This is a genomic window from Azospirillum sp. 11R-A (genome assembly GCF_049472615.1).
Lineage (GTDB): Bacteria > Pseudomonadota > Alphaproteobacteria > Azospirillales > Azospirillaceae > Azospirillum > Azospirillum palustre.
This window is the reverse complement of sequence record NZ_JBCEBL010000044.1, coordinates 1-21,984: the sequence shown is the minus strand read 5'-3', so window position 1 is coordinate 21,984 and position 21,984 is coordinate 1. Positions and strand designations below refer to the sequence as shown.

Here is a 21,984-nt window from a genome sequence, read left to right as displayed (position 1 = left end):
GCGGCGCGCCGAAGCGCGCCCGTCACCCTCTCCCATCGACCATTGCCCCTATATCTTTTCGCGATATACAATGAACCCATATTGAAGGGTATATTGGTGGGCGATATATGGTCGATGAAGCGGTTGAGCGTCTTCTCGGGTATCACCGTAGACGCTACTGGCTGGAAAATGGATGGAGCCTGCGGTTTCGCGTCTGGCGAACGCCGGTCACAGCGGAGAAGCCCCACGGCATGCGCTATTCCCTGACTCTGCACGATGTGGACGGCACCCGCCTGATGGGCTTCGACAATGCGCATGGAGTCGGCCGGGAAACGCGCTTCGACCATGAACACCGCTATGGTCGCGTGGCCGATCCGGTTCCCTACGCCTTCACCGGAGCAGACGCGCTGCTGAGCGATTTCTTCGCGGCCACGGAGCGTGCCTGCCGGACGGCGGGCGTGGCTCTGAGCATCGCGATGGAGGACACCGAGGATGACGAAGGAGGGACCGACGATGCGGACCTTGCATGATTTGCGCGACGAGATGCTGGCGGTCGCCCGTGGCACCCGCCCGGTTCCCCCGCTTCAGTCCGTCACCGACGGCGAGGCGGTCTCTGGCCTTCTCGGCGTATTGACCCCGGCCAACCGGGCGTTGATGCAACTGATCGCCGCCGAACGCCCGGAGACGGTCTCCCGCCTCGCCCAACTCGCCGACCGCGCCCAGCCCAACGTCTCGCGCGCTCTGCAAGACTTGGCGAAGCACGGGCTGGTGCAGCTGGTCCGCGACGGCATGAGCATCCGGCCGGAACTGGTCGCGGCGGAGATCGACGTCGATCTGGTGCGGGGCACTTGCCGGGTGGTGCCGATGGCGGTGGCGGCGGAGTAGGCAACGGCTCCGCCTGTTAAGGAAGCGGCTCCCCATCGCAACAGTAACCCAAGCCCCGCCTCCCGTTTCCACCCCACCCTTACCCCACCACCCCATCCATGCTACGCTACGCTCTCCACAAGCCGCGGAGGGCACCGCATGCCCCGACAGTGGCGATCCGCCACCTCCGCCCGCTCCACCGAAGCCGCCCCGCGGCCCGTCCTCCCCCCGTGCGACCTCCCCCCACACGCCCGCCCGGATGGAACACTGAACACCCCCCGGAAAACCGTTCCATCCTGTTCCACACGTTCCACTCCCCGGCGGCCCTCCGCCCCACCCGCCCGCGATGGAACACTGAACACCCCGCCGAAAAACGTTCCATCCCGTTCCATCCGCCCCACGCCACGCCCCTCCGCAACCGCCCGTACGCGCTGCGTGCCGCCCGCCGACACACCATCATTGCGCCCATCCCCCGTCCGCCCTATGTTCCCGGCAAACTCTCGCTTGTTTGGGCCCCGATGACTGACCTCTCGCACATCCGCAATTTCTCGATCATCGCCCACATCGACCATGGCAAGTCGACGCTTGCCGACCGGTTGATCCAGCAGTGTGGCGGCCTCGACGCGCGTGAGATGCGCGAACAGGTGCTCGACAGCATGGACATCGAGCGCGAGCGCGGCATCACCATCAAGGCCCAGACCGTCCGCCTGCTCTACAAGGCCGAGGACGGCAAGCAGTACACGCTGAACCTGATGGACACCCCCGGCCACGTCGACTTCGCCTATGAGGTCAGCCGGTCCCTGGCCGCCTGCGAGGGCTCGATCCTGGTGGTCGATGCCTCCCAGGGCGTGGAGGCGCAGACGCTCGCCAACGTCTATCAGGCGATCGACAACAACCACGAGATCATCCCGGTCCTCAACAAGATCGACCTGCCCGCCGCCGAGCCGGAGCGGATCAAGCAGCAGATCGAGGACGTGATCGGCCTCGACGCCTCCGACGCGGTGGAGATCTCGGCCAAGTCCGGCCTCAACATCGGTGCGGTGCTGGAGGCGGTGGTCAAGCAGCTGCCGCCGCCCAAGGGCGATGCCGACGCGCCGCTGAAGGCCCTGCTGGTCGACAGCTGGTACGACCCCTATCTCGGCGTCGTCATTCTGGTCCGCGTCGTCGACGGCGTGCTGAAGGTGAACCAGAAGGTCCGCTTCATGGCCGCCGGCAGCGCCCATGATGTCGACCGCGTCGGCGTCTTCACGCCCAAGGCGCTGCTGACCGGCGAGCTGCGGCCGGGCGAGATGGGCTTCATCACCGCCGCGATCAAGGACATCACCCAGACCAAGGTCGGCGACACCATCACCGACGAGCGCAAGCCGGCCTCCGAGGCGCTGGAAGGCTTCAAGCCGTCCATCCCCGTGGTGTGGTGCGGCCTGTTCCCGGTCGATGCCGCCGATTTCGAACGGCTGCGCGACAGCCTGGGCAAGCTGAAGCTGAACGACGCCAGCTTCCATTACGAGGCGGAGACCTCGGCGGCGCTGGGCTTCGGCTTCCGCTGCGGCTTCCTCGGCCTCCTGCATCTGGAGATCATCCAGGAGCGGCTGGAGCGCGAGTTCAACCTCGACCTCATCACCACCGCGCCGTCGGTGGTCTACAAGCTGACGATGACCGACGGGACGGTGCGCGACCTGCACAACCCGGCCGACATGCCCGACGTGATGCGGATCGACCACATCGACGAGCCGTGGATCAAGGCGACGATCATGCTGCCCGACGAGTATCTCGGCGGCGTCCTCCAGCTGTGCACCGAGCGGCGCGGCCAGCAGATCGAGCTGACCTATGCCGGCGCCCGCGCCATGCTGGTCTACCGCCTGCCGCTGAACGAGGTGGTGTTCGACTTCTACGACCGGCTGAAGTCGATCAGCCGCGGCTATGCCAGCTTCGACTACCAGATGGACAGCTATGAGGAAGGCGACCTCGTGAAGCTGTCGATCCTGGTGAATGCCGAGCCGGTCGACGCCCTGTCGATGATCGTCCACCGCAGCCAGTCCGAACGCCGCGGCCGCCAGCTCTGCGAACGGCTGAAGGAGCTGATCCCGCGCCAGCTGTTCAAGATCGCCGTCCAGGCCGCCATCGGCGGCAAGATCATCGCCCGCGAGAGCATCAGCGCCATGCGCAAGGACGTGACCGCCAAGTGCTACGGCGGCGACATCAGCCGCAAGCGCAAGCTGTTGGACAAGCAGAAGGAAGGCAAGAAGCGCATGCGCCAGTTCGGGCAGGTCGAAATCCCGCAGAGCGCCTTCATCGCCGCCCTCAAGATGGGCGACGAGTAAGGAAAACGGAAAGGCGGGCCTCGGCCCGCCTTTTTTGTATACCGCGGCGATTCCGTACAACCTTGCGCAACAAAACGGCCGTTCGGGTGTCATCACACCCAGGACGGTGCCGCTCCTGCGCGGCGCCTCCCCTGTTGTGGTTCAATCCGGGAGGATGACATGCGCAAGTTTCTCGCCGCCGCGGTTCCGGCCCTGATGCTGATGGCCGTTGCCGCGCCCGGCCATGCCCAGACCAGCGGTTCCGCCAAGTCCAACGCCGTCGCCAACGGCACGATGGACACCGGCGCCCGCGACGTCCAGGCCAGCCGGGACATGATCGGCAAGCGGGTGGTCCACCGCCATGGCGGTCCCGTCGCCGGCACCATCCAGAACGTCACCACCGGCGCCGACGGCCAGACCATGGTCGAACTGAAGCTGGCCAAGTCCGGCCAGACCGTCATGCTGCCCCCGGCCTCCTTCGAGCGGCGCGGCAAACAGGTCGTCGTCATGCAGGACCAGATGGAGCTTCAGCAGCTCGCCCAGTATAGCAGCCAGGCCAACACCGGCTACGGCAGTTCGACCGGCGGCGCCATGGGCGGCCAGATGGGGAGCGGCCAGATGGGGAGCGGCTCGATGGGCGGCTCGATGAACGGCGGCATGGGCTCCGGCTCGATGAACCAGGGCACGATGAACCAGGGCACGATGGGCAACGGTTCGATGGGCACCGGGACCATGGGCAACGGCACGATGAACCGCGGCACCATGGCCCCGGCCCAGCCCGGCATGGGCCAGTAAGCCGGACCTGTAAGCCAGTGCCAGAGGCGGACGGCCCGAACGGCCCCGCCTCCGGCCGGGTGGGTCTCAGACCTCGATCACCGTCAGTTCGCCGGCCTGCGGCACCGGCATCGCCGCCTTGACTGCCGCGGCGTCCAGCCCGGCGGCGAACAGGCAGACCAGCTTGGCGTAGCTGGCTTCCGGCGTCATGTCATAGGCGCCGACCGCCCCCACGGCAGCCAGCCCGGTGGCATAGGCGCCGGGCAGCACCGCGCCGCGCTGCACCTGGGTGTTGTCCATCAGCACGACCCCGGCCTTCACCGCCGTCGACAGCGTGTCGAGGAAGTCCGGATCGGTCGAGCCGTTGCCCTCGCCATAGGCCAGTACGATCGCCCCCGTCGCCGCCGGGCTGGTGCCGGTCAGCATCGCCGACACCGTGCTGGCGCGGATGCCGGGATAGAGCCACAGCATGACGACGGAGAAGCCCGCCAGCGCTGCCGGCAGGGCGTCTAGCGCCGCCATCCGCTTTGCCCGGTTGTCCGGCTCGGCCAGCGAGACGCCGGTGTCCGGCATCGGCAGCCAATGCGGCTCGTTGCGGGCGACCACGCTGCCGACGGTGGCGAGCGGCGGGAAGTTGGGGGAATCGAAGCCGGCGAAGCGGTTGGCGTCGACCTTCGACGACCGGTTGCCGCGCAGCAGCTTGGTGTCGAAATAGACGCAGACCTCCGGCACCGGCAGGGTGCCGGCCGCCACGATGGCGCCAACCAGATTGGCCGGCGCATCGCTCAACGTGAAGGACAGCGGCACCTGCGATCCGCTGAACACCACCGGCTTCGACAGGCCGGGCAGCAGGAAGGACAGGGCCGACGCGCTGTAGGCCATGCTGTCGGTGCCGTGCAGCACGACGAAGCCGTCATACTGGTCGTAGACCGACAGCAGCCGCCGGGCGATGGCGACCCAGTCCGCTGGCGTCATGTTGGAGCTGTCGAGCGTGCGGTCGAACCAGTCCATGGTCCAGCCCAGGTCCGGATAATCCTTCACCCGGTGGTCCGACAGGCCGGGCACCGACAGGGCCAGCCGTTCGAACTCCATGCCCGGCACCGGCGCCAGCGCCCCGTTGGGATTGGTCACGCACCCGATGGTGCCCCCGGTGTACAGCACATAGACCCGCCCCATCGCCCACTCCTGCCCGCATAGTTATCGGCGGCAGGATAGGCTGCGGCCCGCCTACTTCTCAAGACGCTGGCGGCCCGGAGGTGTTGGCGGTGTCCGGACCGGCGACCGCACCGACGACGGCGCGTGCTCCGCGGTCAGCCGATAACCCAACGCGGGCACGGCCGACGGCAGCGGATTGTAGGCGAGGCGGAAGCGCCGCGGCTCCGGCACCGCCGGGGCGGGGATGGCGGGCGGCTCCATGCGGGCGGCACCGAGAACCGTGCCGGTCCAGGCGGCGAACAGCGACATGATCGGAAACTCCAAAGGGGTCGGAGGCCGACAATGGGGGGCGCGCCAATCCCTTGGAAACGAATAGGCATTATGGTGTCATCACGATTCGTAATGACCGCGCCGTTGCGGAGGGGCCGGCGCTCTGCTTGAATAAGCGGCAACTTCCGGTTCCCCGAATGCCCGCCAATCTCGATACCGACCTGCTGCGCGCCTTCGTCGCCGTGGCCGACAGCGCCAGCTTCACCCGCGCCGGCGAAAGGCTGGGCCGCACCCAGGCGGCGGTCAGCCAGCAGGTGCGCCGGCTGGAGGACACGGTGGGCAAGCGCGTGTTCGAACGCGACACCCACGGCGTGCGCATGACCCGCGACGGCGAGGTGCTGCTGGCCTATGCCCGGCGCATGCTGACCCTGAACGACGAGGTGCTGGCGCTGATGCACCGCAGCCCGACGGTGGCGAGCGTGCGCATCGGCACGCCCGACGATTACGCCACCATGCTGCTGCCGGAGATCCTGGCCCGCTTCAACGCCGCCTATCCCGACGTGATGGTCGAGGTCGTCTGCGACAACAGCCCCGATCTGGTGGCGGAGATCGAGAAGGGCCGCTACGACCTCGCACTGATCACCCGCAAGGCCGGCGAGGCCGGCGGCGAGCTGGTGCGGCAGGAACCGGTGTCCTGGGTCGCCCCGCCGCTCGAGCCTGCGTCGCCGCTGCCGGGGGGCTACCGCCCGGTGGAAAGCCTCGATCCTCTGCCGCTGGCGCTGTTCCCCAAGGGCTGCGTCGTGCGCGACATCGCCGTCGCCGCCCTGGACGGGATCGGGCGCGACTGGCGCGTCGCCTTCACCAGCAAGAGCGTCGTCGCCGTCCATGGCGCGGTGATGGGCGGGCTGGGGGTGACTGCGATGGAGGCCTGCACCGTCCCGCCCAGCCTGCGCCGCATCGGTGCGGCGGAGGGCTTTCCCGACCTGCCGGACGTCGACATCGCCCTGCACCGCGCCCGCGGCACGGCGCCGAAGCCGGTGCGGCTGCTGGCCGACGCGATCCACGACCTCGTCGGCAGCCAGTTGCTGGGCCGCCGGAAGCCGCCGCTTGCCTCACAGGTGACTGCCCCACAGGTGACTGCCAAGGAAGCCGCCCAATGATCGCCGTGCCGCCCCGTTGCCTCCTCCCGGCGCTCGCCCTTGTCCTCGCCTGTGCCGGCAGTGTTGCAGCAACCCCGCCGGCCTGGGCGCAGAGCCCCGTCGCCATCGGCGCCCCGCTGACCGGCGAGGTGGTGCTGAACCGCGACATCGAGGTGCGGATCGGCCCCAGCGAGGACGCCCGCATCGTCATGACGCTGAAGCAGGGCAAGGCACTCAATGCGCTGGGCACGCCGCGCGGCACCTATTGGACGGAGATCGCCATTGGCGGCCAGCCCATCGGCTATGTCCCTGCCGATTCGCTGGACCCGGCACTGATGGTCACCGGCCGGCCAGCAATCGGCGGCGAAGGGCCGCGGCCGTCCAAGCCTGCCGCCAACCAGCCGGCGGACACCACCCCAACCCACCGCAGCGCCGCGGTCGTCCCGCGTGCGGCCTGGGACAAGGCGGCGCAGACCCCGGCGGAGGGCTATGTCGTCGCCGCCGGCCCGATTTCCGCGACCGAGATCCTGGCCAACCGCAAGCGGCGCAGCTTCACCCTGCGCAAGGGCGACGTGGTGGCGCTGATCGGTGCCGCCGATGGCGAGGCGACGCTGGCCCTGCCCGCCGGCACCCGTGCCCTGGCCCCGGTCCAGGGGCTGGTCGGGGTGGCCGCCCCCTATCCCCTGCCGGGGATGCCGCCGGTCGAGCCCGGCATGCTCTACGGCATCAAGCTCGGCGAATATGTCAGCTACGCCGAGGGCTTGCGCGCCTGGAAGGAGTTCACCGCCGGGCCGGGCAGCGCCTATCGTGACCTGCCTGCGATGGTCTGGCCGGTGTTCCGCAAGGGCCGGCTGCTGTACGAGGTCGGCGTCGCCCCTTTCACGCGCTTGCAGGTCGACACCGCCTGCGGCACGTTGGCGCAACGCGCGCTCGATTGTACGGTGATCGAGCTGGATACGTTTTGATGAGTGACCGCCATGCGGGCCGGCCAAGCCCGTCCTCATGACCCTTTCGCGATTGAAGAGCCATGACCGACGCCGACCCGACCGGACCTGAGGACACCCCCCGCGCCGATCCGGCATCCGAGCCGGCCCCCGAGTCGGCCCCCGAGTCTGCCGACGAGGATCTGGTCTTCCTCGACGATGCCGCCCCGGAAGACGCCCCCGGAAATGGCCCCGAAGATGCCGCCGCCGGGGAGGCGCCCGGCAGCCGCTGGACCATGCTGATCGTCGATGACGAGCCGGAGGTTCATGCGATCACCAAGCTGGTCCTGTCCGACTTCGCCTTCAAGGGCCGCAAGGCCCGCTTCCTGTCCGCCCATTCGGCGGCGGAGGCCCGGCGGATCCTGGCGCGGGAGAGCGACATCGCGCTGATCCTGCTCGACGTGGTGATGGAGACGGAGGATGCCGGCCTGCAGCTGGTCCACCACATCCGCGAAGAGCTGCAGAACCGCAACGTGCGCATCATCCTGCGCACCGGCCAGCCGGGACAGGCGCCGGAACGGGCGGTGATCCTCGATTACGACATCAACGACTACAAGGCGAAGACCCAGCTGACCGCCCAGCAGCTGTTCACCACCACGGTCGCGGCGCTGCGCTCCTACGAGGACATCGTGGCGATCGACGCCAACCGCCGCGGCCTGGAAAAGATCATCGAGGCGTCGTCGTCGCTGTTCCGCGCCCGCTCGATGAAGCTGTTCGCCGCCGGCGTGCTGACCCAGCTGTCGGGCCTGCTGGGGGTGGGGCCGGACGCCATCCTGTGCGTGCAGCGCGGCGGCGCCGGCACCCCGGGTAGCAGCAACCCGGCGGTCGAGGCAGCAACCGGCAACGGCCTCTATGTGCTTGCCGGATCGGGCCGGTTCGAGGATCTCATCAACGAACCCGCCGCCGGCCATGTCGATCCGGCGGTGCTGGCGGCGGTGACCGCCTGCCTGGAAAAGCGGGCGCATGTCTTTGCCGGCGACCATTGCACGCTCTACATCCGCACGCCGAACGACCGGGAAACGGTTGTCTACCTGCGCTCCAACCGGCCGCTGTCGGAGTTGGACCGCAAGCTGATCGAGGTGTTCTGCGGCAAGATTTCCGTCGGCTTCGACAATCTGCACCATTACGAGCAGCTTTACCGCGCCCAGCAGGGCACGCTGGCGGCGCTGGCCGATCTGGCCGAGCGCGGCCGCGGCGCGCTGACCCCCGACGGGCCTGCCAAGGATGGGGCCGCCTGCACTGAAATGGGCGCGGATGCGGCAGGGGACGGGGCGGAGGGCAACCGGTTCTGCCGGTTGCTGCGCATCGCCGCAATCACCGAACGGATCGCCCGCCGCCTGCATGCCGACGGTCTCTTCGCCGACACGCTGGACGAATCGACGCTGGAGATCATCGGCCTCGCGGCCATCCTGCACGACATCGGCAATGCCGCGGTGAACCCGGCGATCCTGTCGAAGCCCGGCCCGCTCGATGCGGCGGAGCGCAGCGCCATGCAGGCCCATACATTGGCCGGCGCCAGCCTGCTGAACCAGGCGAGCCATCTGGCCGACGGCCCGACCCATCTTCATCTGGGGGCGGCAGTGGCACGCTGGCACCACGAGAATTGGGATGGGACCGGCTATCCCGACGGCCGCACCGGGGGGGATATCCCGCTGTGCGCCCGCATCGTCGCCGTTGCCGACGCCTATGACGCCATGACGCGTGACCGGCCCTATCGTCCGGCGCTGGGCCGCGATCGCGCCGTGGATGAAATCCGCCGGCTGGCCGGTCTGCGGTTCGACCCGGCGGTGGTCGATGCCTTCCTCGCCGTGCTGCCGGAGATCGACCTGCCCCGTTCCGCAGCAGGGCCGCCCCCCTGACAGGCCGGTTGAAGCAACCTCACCTTCACTCAGAATAAATCGGCCATACAGGCCGCCGCCCTAGCGACTGCACAGCGCTTCGACCGCCTCGCGCAGCGGCCCGACTTGAACCGGCTTCAGCAGCAACTCGCAGCCCATGAGTTGAGCCTCGTCGCGGCGTTCGGGCGTGCTGTCGCCGGTCAGGATGATGGCCGGGACCTGTTGCCCGGTTTCGGTGCGGACACGCTCCACCACCTCGCGTCCGGTGCGGCCGGCCGGCAGGTAATGGTCGGCGATGATCAGGTTCGGCACCCGGCCCAACCCACCGAGCTGTGCCTCCAGCGCGGCGGCGCTGAGCGCCTTGACCACCTCGTACCCCCAGCCGTCCAACAGAATCGCCAGCCCTTCGACGATCGAGCGGTCGTCGTCCACCACCAGGATGAGTGGCTTGCCGGACTCCGTTTTGGTTGCCTGACCGTCCGCTGGATCAACCATAGACTTCCCCCGCTTCGTCGCTTGCAGTGTGATGGGCATTCGACTTGCCAAGGCAATGCACGCATCGCCTGTGCCGTAATCGTGACATCGAAAACATCGTGGGTCCACCGGGGGCAAACAATCCTGACCCCCAATCTTCCCATAGATCAACGTCCTGACGTCAAACATTGAATTGCAACAAACAGCCTCTGGGTTTTCCCTTAGCGAATGCACTCGAGATTCATCAATCAGCAATTCATCATATGATTGCGCGATGAGCTATCGTGAAGGAGCCTTTCGTGAATCCTTCAGGTATGCCAAACGAAAAGAGCCCCCGCCGAAGCGGAGGCCCTGTCTCTTACATAACGGTGATTTCAACCCCAGAGGGTTTTTCTCAAGCGCGGAGATTTCCTCCGGTCGCCTTGACCACCGCGGCAACGATTTTCTGGCCGACGGCCTCGATTGCTTCATCTGTCAAGGTTGCCGTGGTCGGCTGGTAGGTGACCGACACGGCGACCGACTTGCGACCTTCACCCACTCCCGGTCCTTCATAGACGTCGAAGACTGCGACATCCTTGACCAGCGCCTTGTCGGCACCCTTGACGGCACGGAGGATCTTGTCGGCCTCCACCTTGCGGTCGACGACGAAGGCGAAATCGCGCTCCACCGGCTGGAAGGCCGAGAGCTGGACCATCGGCTTGGCGGTGCCGCCCTTCTTCTTGGGCAGCGGCACGGCGTCCAGCATCACCTCGAAGCCGACGACCGGCCCCTTGACGCCCAGCGCGTCCAGCACCGACGGATGGATCTCGCCGAAGCGGGCCATCACGGTGGGGCCGAGTCGCAGCACGCCGGAACGGCCGGGATGATACCAGCCCGGCGCATCGGTGGTGACCTGCAGGTTGCCGGCCGGGGCGCCGACCGCCTCCAGCACCGCCAGCGCATCGGCCTTGGCGTCGAACACGTCGACCCCGCGGGCCTTCTCCGACCAATGGCGCGGCACAGCCGCACCGGCACGGATGCCGGCGGCGACCGTGTCCTGTCCGTCCGGCGCCGGGGTGCGGAAGGCCGCTCCGACCTCGAACAGGCGCACGTCGGCGAAACCGCGGTCGGCGTTGCGGCCGGCTGCCTGGATCAGGTTGGGCAGGACCGACGGACGCATGACGTCGAGATCGCTGCTGATCGGGTTGACCAGCCGCAGGCCCGGCTGTCCGCCGCCGAACAGCCCGGCGACCGGACCGGACAGGAAGGACCAGGTCACCGCCTCCGACAGGCCGCGGGCGGCCAGCGTGCGCTTGGCCAGCGCGACGCGGCGTTGCTTCAACGTCAGGGCCGGGCGGGTCAGCACCGTCTCGCGCGGCAGCGGCGTCGCCGGGATGGCGTCGAAGCCATGGACGCGCAGCACCTCCTCGACCAGATCGGCCTCGCCATGGACATCGGCGCGCCAGGACGGAACGCCGACAACCAGACGGCCCTCGGCATCCTCGCCCTCAAGGGAGAAGCCCAGATCGGTCAGGATCCGCTCCTGCCGCTCGCGCGGCAGTTCGACGCCGCCCAGCGCGGCGACGCGGCCCGGACGCAAGCTCAGGCTGCGCTTCCAGGCCGGCTCGGCCCCGGCGACCACCAGTTCCGACGGCTCGCCGCCGCACAGTTCCAGGATCAGACGGGTGGCGCGTTCCATGCCGGCGAAGACGGCGGCCGGATCGACGCCGCGCTCGAAGCGGTAGCGCGCATCCGAGTCGATGCCCAGCCGGCGGCCGGTCTGCGCCGTACGCACCGGGTCGAACAGCGCGGCCTCGACGAAGACGTTGACGGTCTGCTCGGTGCAGCCGGTCGGCTCGCCGCCGACGATGCCGGCCAGAGCCTCCGCCCGCTCGTCGTCGGCCACCACGGTCATGGTGCCGTCCAGCGCGTATTCCTTGCCGTTCAGCGCCGCCAGCGTCTCGCCCTCGCGGCCCATGCGGACGGTGATGTTGCCCTTCACCGTGTCGGCGTCGAAGACGTGCAGCGGACGGGCGGCGTCGAAGGTCAGGTAGTTGGTGATGTCGACCAGCGCCGAGATCGGACGCAGGCCGATGGACACCAGCTTGTCCTGCAGCCACTTCGGCGACGGGCCGTTCTTCACGCCACGGATGTAGCGGCCGACGAACAGCGGGCAGGCATCGGGCACCTCGATGCTGACGCCGACCGGGCTGGCGAAGCGGCCATCCACCGGCGTGGCGTTCAGATGCCCCTCGGTCAGCGGCTTCAGCGTGCCCATGCCGGCGGCGGCGAGATCGCGGGCGATGCCGCGGATCCCGGCGCAGTCGGCGCGGTCGGGCGTCAGGTTGATGTCGATGACCGGATCGTTCAGCCCGGCATAGTCGGCGAAGCCGGCGCCGACGGGCGCGTCGTCCGGCAGCTCGATGATGCCCTCATGCTCGTCCGACAGCTTCAGCTCGCGCTTGGAGCACATCATGCCGTTCGACTCGACGCCGCGGATGACGCCCTTCTTCAGCGTGATGTCGGAACCGGGGACATAGGTCCCCTCCGGCGCGAAGACGCCCTTCATGCCGGCGCGCGCGTTCGGGGCGCCGCAGACGACCTGGAGGGTGCCGGCGCCGGTATCGACCATCAGCACGCGCAGCTTGTCGGCGTCCGGATGCTTTTCGGCCGAGACGACATGGGCGACGCGGAAGGGCGCCAGTTCCTTCGACCGGTCTTGGATGCCTTCCACCTCGAGCCCGAGGGCGGTCAGCTTTTCCGTGATCTGGTCGAGCGAGGCGTCGGTCTCCAGATGGTCCTTCAGCCAGGACAGCGTGAACTTCATGGGTCCGGCTCCTTAGCGCGTCAGGCCGTGGGCGATGTTGGGAATGTCGAGGGCGGCGAAGCCGTAATGCTTCAGCCAGCGCAGGTCGGCTTCGAAGAAGGTGCGCAGGTCGGGGATGCCGTATTTCAGCATCGCCACGCGCTCCACCCCCATGCCGAAGGCGAAGCCCTGGTACTTGGTGCTGTCGATGCCGCAGGCTTCCAGCACGTTCGGGTGGACCATGCCGCAGCCGAGGATTTCCAGCCAGTCGCCGTAATTGCCCAGCTTCAGCTCGCCGCCCTTGCGGGAGCAGCCGATATCGACCTCCGCCGACGGTTCGGTGAAGGGGAAGAAGCTGGGGCGGAAGCGCAGCGGCAGGTCGTCCACGTCGAAGAAGGCGCGGCAGAACTCCACGAGGCAGCCCTTCAGGTGCCCCATGTTGGTCGCCTCGTCGATGACCAGCCCCTCGATCTGGTGGAACATCGGGGTGTGGGTCATGTCGTAGTCGGAGCGGTAGGTGCGCCCCGGCGCGATGATGCGGATCGGCGGCTTGTTGTTCAGCATGGTGCGGACCTGCACCGGGCTGGTGTGGGTGCGCAGCAGCATCTTCTTCTCATCTGCGTCGGGCAGATAGAAGGTGTCGTGCATGTCGCGCGCCGGGTGGCCGGGCGGGAAGTTCAGGGCGGTGAAGTTGTGGAAATCGTCCTCGATGTCCGGCCCTTCGGCGACCGAGAAGCCCATCTCGGCGAAGATGGCGATCATCTCGTCCATCGTCTGGCTGATCGGGTGGATGCGCCCCTCGGTCTCGGGACGGACCGGCAGGGTGACGTCCACGCGCTCGGCTTCCAGCCGCGCCTTCAGGTGGGCGGCGGCAAGGTCGGCCTTGCGCGCGTCGATGGCGGCGGCGATCTCGTCCTTCAGCGCGTTCAGCGCCTGACCGCGCTCCTTGCGCTCGTCCGGCGTGAGGTTCCCCAGCTCCTTCATGAAGCCGGTGATGCGCCCCTTCTTGCCGAGCGCGGAAACCCGCACCTCGTCCAGCGCCGAGAGGTCGGCGGCGGCGTTGACCTGCGACAGAAGTTCGTCTTTCAGCGCGTCGAGCATGGCGGTTCCCGGCAAGCGTGGGGAAGAAAACGGTGCAAAAAGAAAAAGGGAGCCGGCCCAGCGGCCCGGCTCCCTTCTCTTACAACTGACGCCGTGACGGCAAGCGTTCCCTGAGGTCAGGAAACGCGAGGCGCGTTACGCGGCGGCCTTGGAGGCGAGCGCGGCCTGGGCCTGGTCCACCAAGGTCTTAAAGGCCTCCGGCTCGCGCGCGGCCAGATCGGACAGGACCTTGCGGTCGATCTCGATGCCGGCCAGCTTGATGCCGTTGATGAAGCGCGAGTAGGTCAGGCCGTACTGACGGACGCCGGCGTTGATGCGCTGGATCCACAGGCCGCGGAAATCGCGCTTCTTGTTGCGGCGATCGCGATAGGCATAACGAAGAGCCTTCTCGACCTTCTCGACCGCAATGCGGAAATTCTTGGAGTTGCGACCCCGGTAGCCCTTGGCGAGCTTCAGGATCTTGCGGTGACGGGCGTGCGTCGTGACGCCGCGCTTAACACGAGCCATGGTTCAGTCCTTCCGAATTCTACAATGTGCCGAGATCAGGCGTTGCGCAGCCAGTTCTTCAGCACCGTGCGGGCGTTGGAGTCGCACAGGGTCATCATGCCGCGCGCGTTGCGCTTCATGTTCGGGGACTTCTGTTCCAGGCAGTGGCGCTTGTAGGCGGCCTGAGCGCGGACCTTACCCGTGGCGGTCACCTTGAAGCGCTTCTTGGCGCCGCTCTTCGTCTTCAGCTTGGGCATTTTCGTTTCCTGGGTGGAAATGAGGCGGAATTCCAACGGACGGGTGGGCATGCCCTGAGCCTTCCGGCCCAGCCTCGCCGCCCGTGGAAGGCTGCGCTTATACGCGCGGGGACGGCGCGATGCAAGGGGGATGTGGCGGAAAGGCCCTTTGCAACGCAGCGGACCCAAAGGCCCCTCTTCGGCCGTCATTGCCGCGACGTTCAGGCAGCGCCTGTTTTACCGGCCCCCCTGCCGCGAACACGCTGCCTATGCTAGGATTTGAGACCTGTCCCATGCGATGGAGAGTCAGATGAAACATCAGCCGGAAACTGTTTCACGCTGTTCCATCCCCCACCGTGTCGCCGGCACGCCGCCCAAGCGCGCGCCATGGAACAGACACGCAAAACTGTTCCACGCCGTTCCATCCCCCCACCCCCCGCCCTTCAGCCCTGTCCGCCCTACGCCATTCGCCGCAGCGCCTTCCGCATTGCACGCCCCCGCTGGCGCATGGCCCCTGCCCGCGCTATCTTCCCGGCCATGAGCGACCGCATCCCCGACCCGCAAAAACCCGCGTCCGGTGCCGAAGGCAACTGGTTCGGCTTCACCCCCGTCGATCCGTCCGCCAAGTCCGGGCTGGTCCGCGCCGTCTTCGACAGCGTGGCGACCAACTACGACCTGATGAACGACCTGATGTCGGGCGGCATCCATCGGCTGTGGAAGGACACGCTGATGGAGATGGTGGCGCCCAAGCCGGACATGACCCTGCTCGACGTGGCGGGCGGCACCGGCGACATCGCCTTCCGCTTCCTCAAGAAGGGCGGCGGGGCTGCGGTGGTCTGCGACATCACCGAGGCGATGGTGCGGGTCGGGCGCGACCGCGCCATCGACCGCAACATCCTGTCCGGCGTGCAATGGACGGTCGGCGACGCGGAACGGCTGCCCATCGCCCCGCGCTCGGTCGACGCCTACACCATCGCCTTCGGCCTGCGCAACGTCACCCGCATCGACGAGGCGATCAAGGAGGCCCACCGGGTCCTGAAACCCGGCGGCAAGTTCTACTGCCTGGAATTCAGCCACGTCGTGCTGCCGGTGCTGCGCGAGCTGTACGACGTCTATTCCTTCCAGGTGCTGCCCTTCATGGGCCGCGTGGTGGCGAAGGACGAGGCGAGCTACCGCTATCTGGCCGAGAGCATCCGTCGCTTCCCGCAGCAGGCCGATCTGGCCAGGCGGATCGAGGCGGCAGGCTTCGGTGCGGTGCGGGTGCGCAACCTGTCGGGCGGGATCGCCGCCATCCATTCCGGCTGGCGGATTTAAGCTCCCGTGTTTCGCATCCTGCGCAACCTGATCCGGATGGCCGTGATCGGCCGGACGGTCGCCCGTCATGATGCCCTGCCCACCAGCCTGCTCGGCACCGCCCCCGGCCTGCTCTGGCTGTGGCGCCGGGTCGCCCGCAAGGGGGTGCCCGGCCGCGAGGGCGAGCGGCTCGCCCGCGCCCTGGCCGAACTCGGCCCCACCTACATCAAGCTGGGCCAGCTGCTGTCCACCCGCTCCGATCTGGTCGGCGAGCGGATGGCGGTCGATCTGGCCGAGTTGCAGGACAAGCTGCCGCCCTTCCCTGCCCATCAGGCCCGCGCCATCGTCGAGGCGGAGTTCGGCCAGCCGGTCCAGGCGCTGTTCCAGAGCTTCGACGACAAGCCGGTCGCCGCCGCCTCCATCGCGCAGGTGCATTTCGCCGTCACCGCCGATGGGCAGGAGGTGGCGGTCAAGGTGCTGCGTCCGGGCATCGAGCAGGCCTTCGAGCGCGACATCGACCTGTTCTACCGGCTGGCGGCGCTCGCCCAATGGGTCCTGCCCAGGCTGAAGCGGCTGCGTCTGACCGAAATCGTCGACACCTTCGCCCGCACCTCGCGGCTGGAGATGGATTTGCGGATGGAGGCGGCGGCCGCGTCGGAGCTGGCGTCGAACTTCAAGGACGACGACACCTTCAACGTGCCGAAGGTCGATTGGGAGCGGACCGGCGGCCGGGTGCTGACGCTGGAGCGCATCCGCGGCTTCAAGGTCGACGAGCCGGCCCGCATCTCCGCCGCCGGCTTCGACCGCGACGAGATCCTGGCGATGGCCTCGGCCAGCTTCTTCAACCAGGTCTTCCGCGACGGCTTCTTCCACGCCGACCTGCATCCCGGCAACCTGTTCATCAATGAACAGGGCACCATCACCGCCGTCGATTTCGGCATCATGGGCCGGCTGGACCGCGAGACGCGCTATTACCTCGCCGACATGCTGATCGGCTTCCTGACCGGCGACTACCGCCGCGTTGCCGTCGTGCATTTCGAGGCCGGCTACGTGCCGCGCCACCAGTCGATCGAGATCTTCACCCAGGCCTGCCGCGCCATCGGCGAGCCGTTGCAGAACAAGCCGCTGGCCGACATCTCGGTCGGCCGGCTGCTGGCCCAGCTGTTCGCCGTTACCGAACAGTTCGAGATGGAGACCCAGCCGCAACTGCTCCTCCTGCAGAAGAGCATGCTGACGGCAGAGGGAGTCGGCCGGCTGCTGAATCCCAACATCAACATGTGGGAGCTGGCCCGGCCGCTGATCGAGGAGTGGATGCGCGAGAACCGCGGTCCGGAGGCGCAGTTCATCAACGATGCCGGCGCCATCCTGAGCACCGTCCGCCGCATCCCCGCCCTGGTCAGCGAGGCGGAGCGGGTTACCCGCGACATCTCGGAAGGCGGCGTGCGCCTTCACCCGCAGACCGTCCGCCAGATGCTGAACGGCTGGGAAACCCGCCGCCGCTCGGACCGCGCCGCCCTGTGGGTGATCGCGGCCCTGCTGGCGGTGATCGCCGTCCAGATGCTGTAAGGGCCGCGCCCGCCGATTGAGGGCAGAGAATAACCCTCAGTAGCCCCGGCTGCGGTCCACCAGATTGGGTATCGGCCGACCTTCGCGGAGCGCCGTCACCGCGGTGGCCACCTGCCCGGCGCACAGCGACGGGTGGGTGACCCCGGCGACATGGGGGGTGATGCGGACCCGCGGGTGACGCCAGAGCGGATGGTCCGCCGGCAACGGCTCCGTCGCGAAGACATCCAGGCTGGCACCGCGCAGATGCCCGCTCTCCAGCGCATCCAGCAGGTCCGACTCGACCAGATGCCCGCCGCGCGCCGCGTTGATGACAACCGCCCCCTTGGGCAGGGCGGCGAACAGGCCGGCATTCATGATGCCGCGGGTCTCGTCGGTCAGCGGCAGCAGGCAGACCAGCACATCGCATTGCGGCAGCATCGCCGCCAGCCCGTCGGGACCGGAGAAGCTCTCCACCCCCTCGATGCTCTTGGGGCTGCGGCTCCAGCCCATCAGCCGGTATTCCAGCGTCCGCAGCGTGCGGGCCGAGGCCGCCCCCAGCTCGCCCATGCCTAGGAAGCCGACGGTCACCTCGGACGCCGGACGATGGTCCAGCTGCTCCCACCGCGTCTCGGCCTGGAGGGCGTCGTACCGGTCCATCAGCCGGTGCCAGTACAGAACCTGGAAGACGACGTAGCCGGCCATGTCGGCCGTCAGCCCGTCCGCGACCATGCGCACCAGCGGCACGTCCGGCAGGGTTGGATCCAGCAGGATCGGCTCCACCCCGGCGCCCAGCGACACGATCAGCTTCAGGTTGGGCAGGGTCGCCAGCATGCCGGCCGGCGGCTTCCACACCACCGCGACTTCGATGTCGGCGACGTCGCCGGTCTCGGGCCAGACGCGCATCTCCAGGCCGGGAAGATGACGGGCGATTTCCCGGCGCCAATCCTCGGCGCTGTCGCTGGCGGAGCAGAACAGAAGCGTCACGGCCGAACCCCTGCTATCTAGGTCAGTGTTGGGGTGCGAACGATAGCGCCTTTCCCGAACTCCGCAAGGAAGCAAGCCAGTGCCGCGCCTGATCCTGCTGAACAAGCCCTATGGCGTGCTGCCGCAATTCACCGACGACCAGGGCCGCCCGACCCTGGCGGAGCTGGTTCCGGTGAAGGGCGTCTATGCCGCCGGCCGGCTCGACCGCGACAGCGAGGGGCTGCTGGCGCTGAGCGACGACGGCCCGCTGATCGCCCGCATCGCCTCGCCGGCCAACAAGATGCCGAAGACCTATTGGGTGCAGGTGGAGGGCGTGCCGACCGACGATGCGCTGGAGGCGCTGCGCCGCGGCGTGACGCTGAAGGACGGCCCCACCCTGCCGGCCGAGGTGCGGCGGATGGACGAGCCCGAGTCGCTGTGGCCGCGCGATCCGCCGGTGCGCTACCGCGCCGCCATCCCCACCAGCTGGATTGCGCTCACCATCCGCGAGGGGCGCAACCGGCAGGTCCGCCGCATGACCGCGGCGGTCGGTTTCCCCACCCTGCGGCTGATCCGCTGGGCCATCGGCGACTGGACGCTGGACGGGCTGGCGCCGGGGCAGTGGCGGGAGATCCCCCAACCGCCCGCAACACCCGGCAAAGGGCCAAAGGCCCCGGCACCAACCGGCAAGCGCGGTCCCGTCAAACCGCGCCGAACAGCTGCTCCTCGCTCAGCGCCATCACGCTCGCGGAGCCGTTGACGACGGTCGCCCGCAGCGCCGCCGCCTTCGGCAGCACATGGGTGGCGTAGAAGCGGGCGGTCAGCGGCTTGGCCGACAGGAAGGCGGTGTCGGCATCGCCCCCCGCCAGCCGCTCCGTCGCCACCTTGGCGGCGCGGGCCAGCTGCCAGCCACCGGCGACCACGCCCATCAGCTCCAGCAGCGTCACCGACGCGGCGGCCGGCAGGCGCGGGTCCTGCTTCGCCGTGGCCAGCACCCAGGCAATCGCCTGTTTGGCCTCATGCACCGCGCCGACCAGTTCGGCACCGGTGACGCGCAGCGCTTCGTCAGTATGGCCTGACAGCTCGCCAGCCAGCGCCGCGATCTCGTCGAGCAGGCCGTTGGCCATCGCCCCGCCGTCGCGCAGGAGCTTGCGGTTGATCAGGTCATTGGCCTGGATGGCGGTGGTGCCCTCGTAGATCGTGGTGATGCGGGCATCGCGCAGGTGCTGGGCGGCGCCGGTCTCCTCAATGAAGCCCATGCCGCCATGGACCTGCACGCCGTCCGACGCCAGCTGCTGGCCGGTCTCGGTGCACCAGCCCTTGGCGATGGGGGTCAGCAGATCGACCAGCAGGGCGGCGCGGCCGCGGGTGGCCTCGTCGGCATGGTGGTGCGCCACGTCCACCGCGGCGGCGGCGGTGTAGAGGATGCCGCGCATCGCCTCGATCCGCGCCTTCATGCCCATCAGCAGGCGGCGGACGTCGGGATGGTTGACGATGCCCTTCGACTGGCCCTCGGTCCAGCCCAGCGGCTTGCCCTGCACGCGGTCGCGGGCATAGGCAAGCGCCTGCTGATAAGCGCGCTCGGCAATCGCCAGCCCCTGCATGGCGACGTTCAGCCGGGCATGGTTCATCATGGCGAACATGTATTCCAGGCCGCGGTTCGGCTCGCCCACCAGGAAGCCGGTCGCCCCGCCCTCGTCGCCGAAGGACAGCACGGCGGTCGGGCTGCCGTGGATGCCCAGCTTGTGCTCCAGCGACACGCACTTCACCTGATTGCGGGCGCCCAGGCTGCCATCCGGATTGACCAGGAACTTGGGCACGACGAACAGGCTGATGCCCTTCACGCCGGGAGGCGCATCGGGCAGGCGGGCCAGCACCAGATGGACGATGTTCTCCGTCAGGTCATGGTCGCCGTAGGTGATGAAGATCTTCTGCCCGGTGACGAGGTAATGGTCGCCGTTCGGCACCGCGCGCGACCGCGTGGCGGCGAGGTCGCTGCCCGCCTGCGGCTCGGTGATGTTCATGGTCCCGGTCCACCCGCCCGAGATCATCCGGGGCAAATAGAGATCCTTCAGCGCCTCCGAGCCATAGAGCTGAACCGCGTTCACCGCCCCCTGCGTCAGCATCGGACAGAGTGCGAAGGCCATGTTGGCGGAGTGCCACATCTCCTGCACCGCGGTGTTCAGCAGATTGGGCAGCCCCATGCCGCCACGCGCCGGGTCGAAGGGCAGCCCGTTCCAGCCGCCTTCCACCAGCGCCTGCCACGCCGTCCCCCAGCCCTCCGCCGTGCGGGCGACGCCGTCGGTGCCGAGCTTGGCCCCTTGCACGTCGCCGATGCGGTTCAGCGGCGCCAGGACATTCTCGGCGATCTTCGCCGCCTCGCCCAGGATGCTGTCCACCATGTCGGGGCTGGCATCCTCGAAGCCGGGCAGAGCCGCCACCTCGGCCATGCCGGCGAGGTGGTCGAGGACGAAGCGGATCTCTTTCAGCGGCGGGGTGTAGGGGATCGCGGCGGCGGTCATGGGGGACCTCTTCGGGTAACGGAAAGGATGGAAGGGATCAAACGGCCTGCTGCAACTCCGGCAGGGCCTTGAACAGGTCGGCGACGAGGCCGTAGTCGGCGACCTGGAAGATCGGCGCCTCCTCGTCCTTGTTGATGGCGACGATCACCTTGCTGTCCTTCATGCCGGCCAGATGCTGGATGGCGCCCGAGATGCCGACGGCGACATAGAGGTCCGGCGCCACGATCTTGCCGGTCTGGCCAACCTGATAGTCGTTCGGCACGAAGCCGGCATCGACGGCGGCGCGGCTTGCACCCACGGCGGCCCCCAGCTTGTCGGCGATGGCCTCCAGCAGGTGGAAGTTGTCGCCCGACTGCATGCCGCGACCGCCGGAGATGACGATGCGGGCCGAGGTCAGCTCCGGACGCTCCGACTTCGACAGCTCGGCCGAGACGAAGCCCGACAGGGCGGGATCGGCCGCGGCGGCGATGCTCTCGACCGGGGCGCTGCCGGTGGCGGGTGCTGCCTCGAAGGCGGTGGTGCGGACGGTAATCACCTTCACCGGGTCGGCCGACTGCACGGTGGCGATGGCGTTGCCGGCATAGATCGGCCGCTCGAAGCTGTCGGCGGCAACCACGGCGGTGATGTCGGAGATCATCGCCACGTCGAGCAGCGCGGCGACGCGCGGCAGCACGTTCTTGCCGACCGAGGTAGCGGCGGCGAGGACATGGCTGTAGCCGGAGGCGAGCGACACCAGCAGGGCCGCGACCGGCTCGGCCAGGGCATGTTCGTAGGCGGCATCGTCGGCGAGCAGCACCCTGGCGACGCCGGCCAGCTTGGCGGCCTGCTCCGCGGCCGGGGCGGCGTTGCGGCCGGCGACGAGGATGTGGACATCGCCGCCGAGTTTGGTGGCGGCGGTCACCGCATGGGCGGCGGCGGGCTTCAGGCTGACGTTGTCGTGGTCGGCAAGGATCAGGATGGGCATGGGGCGGTTCCTCTGTCGGGCGGGGTGGGGAGAGTGCTGGACGGGGCCGGCGCTCAGATCACCCGCGCCTCGGTCTTCAGCTTGTCGACCAGGGTGGCGACATCCGGCACCTTGATGCCGGCCTGGCGCTTGGCCGGCTCGGCGACCTTCACCGTCTTCAGACGCGGCGTGACGTCGACGCCGAGGCTGTCCGGCGTGACGGTCTCCAGCGGCTTCTTCTTCGCCTTCATGATGTTGGGCAGCGAGGCATAGCGCGGCTCGTTCAGGCGCAGGTCGGCGGTCACCACCGCCGGCAGCTTCAACGACACGACCT

21 protein-coding genes are annotated in these 21,984 nt (G+C 68.4%); 10 read left to right on the top strand and 11 right to left on the bottom strand.

Translation table 11 applies throughout. The annotated features are described in order from the left end of the window. The first annotated feature begins 107 nt into the window (after nt 1-107). The 4 genes from VH569_RS33655 to VH569_RS33640 all read left to right on the top strand — a co-directional run bounded on the left by VH569_RS33655 (nt 108) and on the right by VH569_RS33640 (nt 3,938). The gene (locus VH569_RS33655; RefSeq protein ID WP_423321431.1) at nt 108-509 is read left to right on the top strand and encodes a toxin-antitoxin system TumE family protein; all 402 of its coding nucleotides are present in this window, start codon (nt 108-110) and stop codon (nt 507-509) included. Continuing rightward, nucleotides 493-864, top strand: a complete 372-nt coding sequence (locus tag VH569_RS33650) for a helix-turn-helix domain-containing protein (protein WP_423321429.1) — start codon at nt 493-495, stop codon at nt 862-864. Before VH569_RS33655 ends, VH569_RS33650 begins: the two co-directional genes overlap by 17 nt. Nucleotides 865-1,361: 497 nt before the next feature. Then, nucleotides 1,362-3,164, top strand: coding sequence for a translation elongation factor 4 (gene lepA, locus VH569_RS33645; RefSeq protein ID WP_423321427.1), 1,803 nt, complete (start codon nt 1,362-1,364; stop codon nt 3,162-3,164). Nucleotides 3,165-3,323: 159 nt separating this feature from the next. Continuing rightward, complete coding sequence (locus VH569_RS33640) at nt 3,324-3,938, top strand: hypothetical protein (RefSeq protein WP_423321425.1); 615 nt, start codon at nt 3,324-3,326, stop codon at nt 3,936-3,938. Nucleotides 3,939-4,004: 66 nt separating this feature from the next. Here the strand turns inward: VH569_RS33640 and VH569_RS33635 are convergent, their stop codons facing one another. Then, on the bottom strand, nt 4,005-5,093 hold the full coding sequence (locus tag VH569_RS33635) for an asparaginase (protein ID WP_423321424.1): 1,089 nt from the start codon (nt 5,091-5,093) through the stop codon (nt 4,005-4,007). A 51-nt stretch (nt 5,094-5,144) separates the two neighbouring features. Further along, on the bottom strand, nt 5,145-5,381 hold the full coding sequence (locus tag VH569_RS33630; RefSeq protein WP_423321422.1) for a hypothetical protein: 237 nt from the start codon (nt 5,379-5,381) through the stop codon (nt 5,145-5,147). A 158-nt stretch (nt 5,382-5,539) separates the two neighbouring features. On the opposite strand from VH569_RS33630, the gene VH569_RS33625 reads away from it, so the two are divergent. From VH569_RS33625 to VH569_RS33615, 3 genes are all read left to right on the top strand, one after another. Beyond that, entirely contained in the window at nt 5,540-6,502 is a 963-nt protein-coding gene (locus VH569_RS33625; RefSeq protein ID WP_423321420.1) for a LysR substrate-binding domain-containing protein, read from the top strand. Then, complete coding sequence (locus VH569_RS33620) at nt 6,499-7,446, top strand: SH3 domain-containing protein (protein WP_423321418.1); 948 nt, start codon at nt 6,499-6,501, stop codon at nt 7,444-7,446. The genes VH569_RS33625 and VH569_RS33620 overlap by 4 nt, the downstream gene beginning before the upstream one ends. Before the next feature lie 62 nt (nt 7,447-7,508). Continuing rightward, nucleotides 7,509-9,323, top strand: coding sequence for a DUF3369 domain-containing protein (locus tag VH569_RS33615; protein WP_423321416.1), 1,815 nt, complete (start codon nt 7,509-7,511; stop codon nt 9,321-9,323). Nucleotides 9,324-9,383: 60 nt separating this feature from the next. Here VH569_RS33615 and VH569_RS33610 read toward each other — a convergent pair whose 3' ends face one another. The 5 genes from VH569_RS33610 to rpmI all read right to left on the bottom strand — a co-directional run bounded on the left by VH569_RS33610 (nt 9,384) and on the right by rpmI (nt 14,405). After that, nucleotides 9,384-9,797, bottom strand: coding sequence for a response regulator (locus tag VH569_RS33610; RefSeq protein ID WP_423321415.1), 414 nt, complete (start codon nt 9,795-9,797; stop codon nt 9,384-9,386). A gap of 373 nt (nt 9,798-10,170) precedes the next feature. Next, complete coding sequence (pheT, locus tag VH569_RS33605; protein ID WP_423321413.1) at nt 10,171-12,582, bottom strand: phenylalanine--tRNA ligase subunit beta; 2,412 nt, start codon at nt 12,580-12,582, stop codon at nt 10,171-10,173. A gap of 12 nt (nt 12,583-12,594) precedes the next feature. Beyond that, nucleotides 12,595-13,662, bottom strand: a complete 1,068-nt coding sequence (gene pheS / locus VH569_RS33600) for a phenylalanine--tRNA ligase subunit alpha (RefSeq protein WP_376958121.1) — start codon at nt 13,660-13,662, stop codon at nt 12,595-12,597. Between the two features lie 135 nt (nt 13,663-13,797). Continuing rightward, on the bottom strand, nt 13,798-14,169 hold the full coding sequence (rplT, locus tag VH569_RS33595) for a 50S ribosomal protein L20 (protein ID WP_098740681.1): 372 nt from the start codon (nt 14,167-14,169) through the stop codon (nt 13,798-13,800). A gap of 35 nt (nt 14,170-14,204) precedes the next feature. Continuing rightward, entirely contained in the window at nt 14,205-14,405 is a 201-nt protein-coding gene (gene rpmI / locus VH569_RS33590) for a 50S ribosomal protein L35 (RefSeq protein ID WP_012975158.1), read from the bottom strand. A gap of 516 nt (nt 14,406-14,921) precedes the next feature. Here rpmI and VH569_RS33585 point away from each other — a divergent pair. Both VH569_RS33585 and ubiB read left to right on the top strand, forming a co-directional pair. Continuing rightward, a complete protein-coding gene (locus tag VH569_RS33585) occupies nt 14,922-15,698 on the top strand; it encodes a class I SAM-dependent methyltransferase (RefSeq protein ID WP_109049679.1) in 777 nt (258 codons plus the stop codon). 6 nt (nt 15,699-15,704) lie between these two features. Then, nucleotides 15,705-17,243 carry a 2-polyprenylphenol 6-hydroxylase gene (ubiB, locus tag VH569_RS33580; protein ID WP_423321409.1) on the top strand — a complete coding sequence of 513 codons (1,539 nt, stop codon included), beginning with the start codon at nt 15,705-15,707 and terminating at the stop codon, nt 17,241-17,243. A gap of 36 nt (nt 17,244-17,279) precedes the next feature. Here ubiB and VH569_RS33575 read toward each other — a convergent pair whose 3' ends face one another. After that, nucleotides 17,280-18,206, bottom strand: a complete 927-nt coding sequence (locus VH569_RS33575; RefSeq protein WP_423321407.1) for a 2-hydroxyacid dehydrogenase — start codon at nt 18,204-18,206, stop codon at nt 17,280-17,282. Between the two features lie 79 nt (nt 18,207-18,285). Here VH569_RS33575 and VH569_RS33570 point away from each other — a divergent pair, with 79 nt between their 5' ends. Continuing rightward, the gene (locus tag VH569_RS33570) at nt 18,286-18,945 is read left to right on the top strand and encodes a pseudouridine synthase (RefSeq protein WP_423321405.1); all 660 of its coding nucleotides are present in this window, start codon (nt 18,286-18,288) and stop codon (nt 18,943-18,945) included. On the opposite strand, the gene VH569_RS33565 is transcribed toward VH569_RS33570, so the two are convergent. From VH569_RS33565 to VH569_RS33555, 3 genes are all read right to left on the bottom strand, one after another. Further along, entirely contained in the window at nt 18,887-20,707 is a 1,821-nt protein-coding gene (locus VH569_RS33565; RefSeq protein ID WP_423321404.1) for an acyl-CoA dehydrogenase C-terminal domain-containing protein, read from the bottom strand. The two genes, VH569_RS33570 and VH569_RS33565, sit on opposite strands and share 59 nt — an antisense overlap. A 37-nt stretch (nt 20,708-20,744) precedes the next feature. Then, nucleotides 20,745-21,671 (bottom strand): electron transfer flavoprotein subunit alpha/FixB family protein, encoded by a 927-nt coding sequence (locus tag VH569_RS33560; protein ID WP_423321402.1) that lies wholly within the window; start codon nt 21,669-21,671, stop codon nt 20,745-20,747. Nucleotides 21,672-21,724: 53 nt separating this feature from the next. Next, the coding region (locus tag VH569_RS33555; RefSeq protein ID WP_423321400.1) for an electron transfer flavoprotein subunit beta/FixA family protein at nt 21,725-21,984 on the bottom strand (260 nt) is incomplete at its 5' end.

Coding starts and splice junctions, on each gene's coding strand:
- VH569_RS33655 (WP_423321431.1), top strand. CDS start 108: ATGGTCGATGAAGCGGTTGAGCGTCTTCTCGGGTATCACCGTAGACGC.
- VH569_RS33650 (WP_423321429.1), top strand. CDS start 493: ATGCGGACCTTGCATGATTTGCGCGACGAGATGCTGGCGGTCGCCCGT.
- lepA (WP_423321427.1), top strand. CDS start 1,362: ATGACTGACCTCTCGCACATCCGCAATTTCTCGATCATCGCCCACATC.
- VH569_RS33640 (WP_423321425.1), top strand. CDS start 3,324: ATGCGCAAGTTTCTCGCCGCCGCGGTTCCGGCCCTGATGCTGATGGCC.
- VH569_RS33635 (WP_423321424.1), bottom strand. CDS start 5,093: ATGGGGCGGGTCTATGTGCTGTACACCGGGGGCACCATCGGGTGCGTG.
- VH569_RS33630 (WP_423321422.1), bottom strand. CDS start 5,381: ATGTCGCTGTTCGCCGCCTGGACCGGCACGGTTCTCGGTGCCGCCCGC.
- VH569_RS33625 (WP_423321420.1), top strand. CDS start 5,540: ATGCCCGCCAATCTCGATACCGACCTGCTGCGCGCCTTCGTCGCCGTG.
- VH569_RS33620 (WP_423321418.1), top strand. CDS start 6,499: ATGATCGCCGTGCCGCCCCGTTGCCTCCTCCCGGCGCTCGCCCTTGTC.
- VH569_RS33615 (WP_423321416.1), top strand. CDS start 7,509: ATGACCGACGCCGACCCGACCGGACCTGAGGACACCCCCCGCGCCGAT.
- VH569_RS33610 (WP_423321415.1), bottom strand. CDS start 9,797: ATGGTTGATCCAGCGGACGGTCAGGCAACCAAAACGGAGTCCGGCAAG.
- pheT (WP_423321413.1), bottom strand. CDS start 12,582: ATGAAGTTCACGCTGTCCTGGCTGAAGGACCATCTGGAGACCGACGCC.
- pheS (WP_376958121.1), bottom strand. CDS start 13,662: ATGCTCGACGCGCTGAAAGACGAACTTCTGTCGCAGGTCAACGCCGCC.
- rplT (WP_098740681.1), bottom strand. CDS start 14,169: ATGGCTCGTGTTAAGCGCGGCGTCACGACGCACGCCCGTCACCGCAAG.
- rpmI (WP_012975158.1), bottom strand. CDS start 14,405: ATGCCCAAGCTGAAGACGAAGAGCGGCGCCAAGAAGCGCTTCAAGGTG.
- VH569_RS33585 (WP_109049679.1), top strand. CDS start 14,922: ATGAGCGACCGCATCCCCGACCCGCAAAAACCCGCGTCCGGTGCCGAA.
- VH569_RS33565 (WP_423321404.1), bottom strand. CDS start 20,707: ATGACCGCCGCCGCGATCCCCTACACCCCGCCGCTGAAAGAGATCCGC.
- VH569_RS33560 (WP_423321402.1), bottom strand. CDS start 21,671: ATGCCCATCCTGATCCTTGCCGACCACGACAACGTCAGCCTGAAGCCC.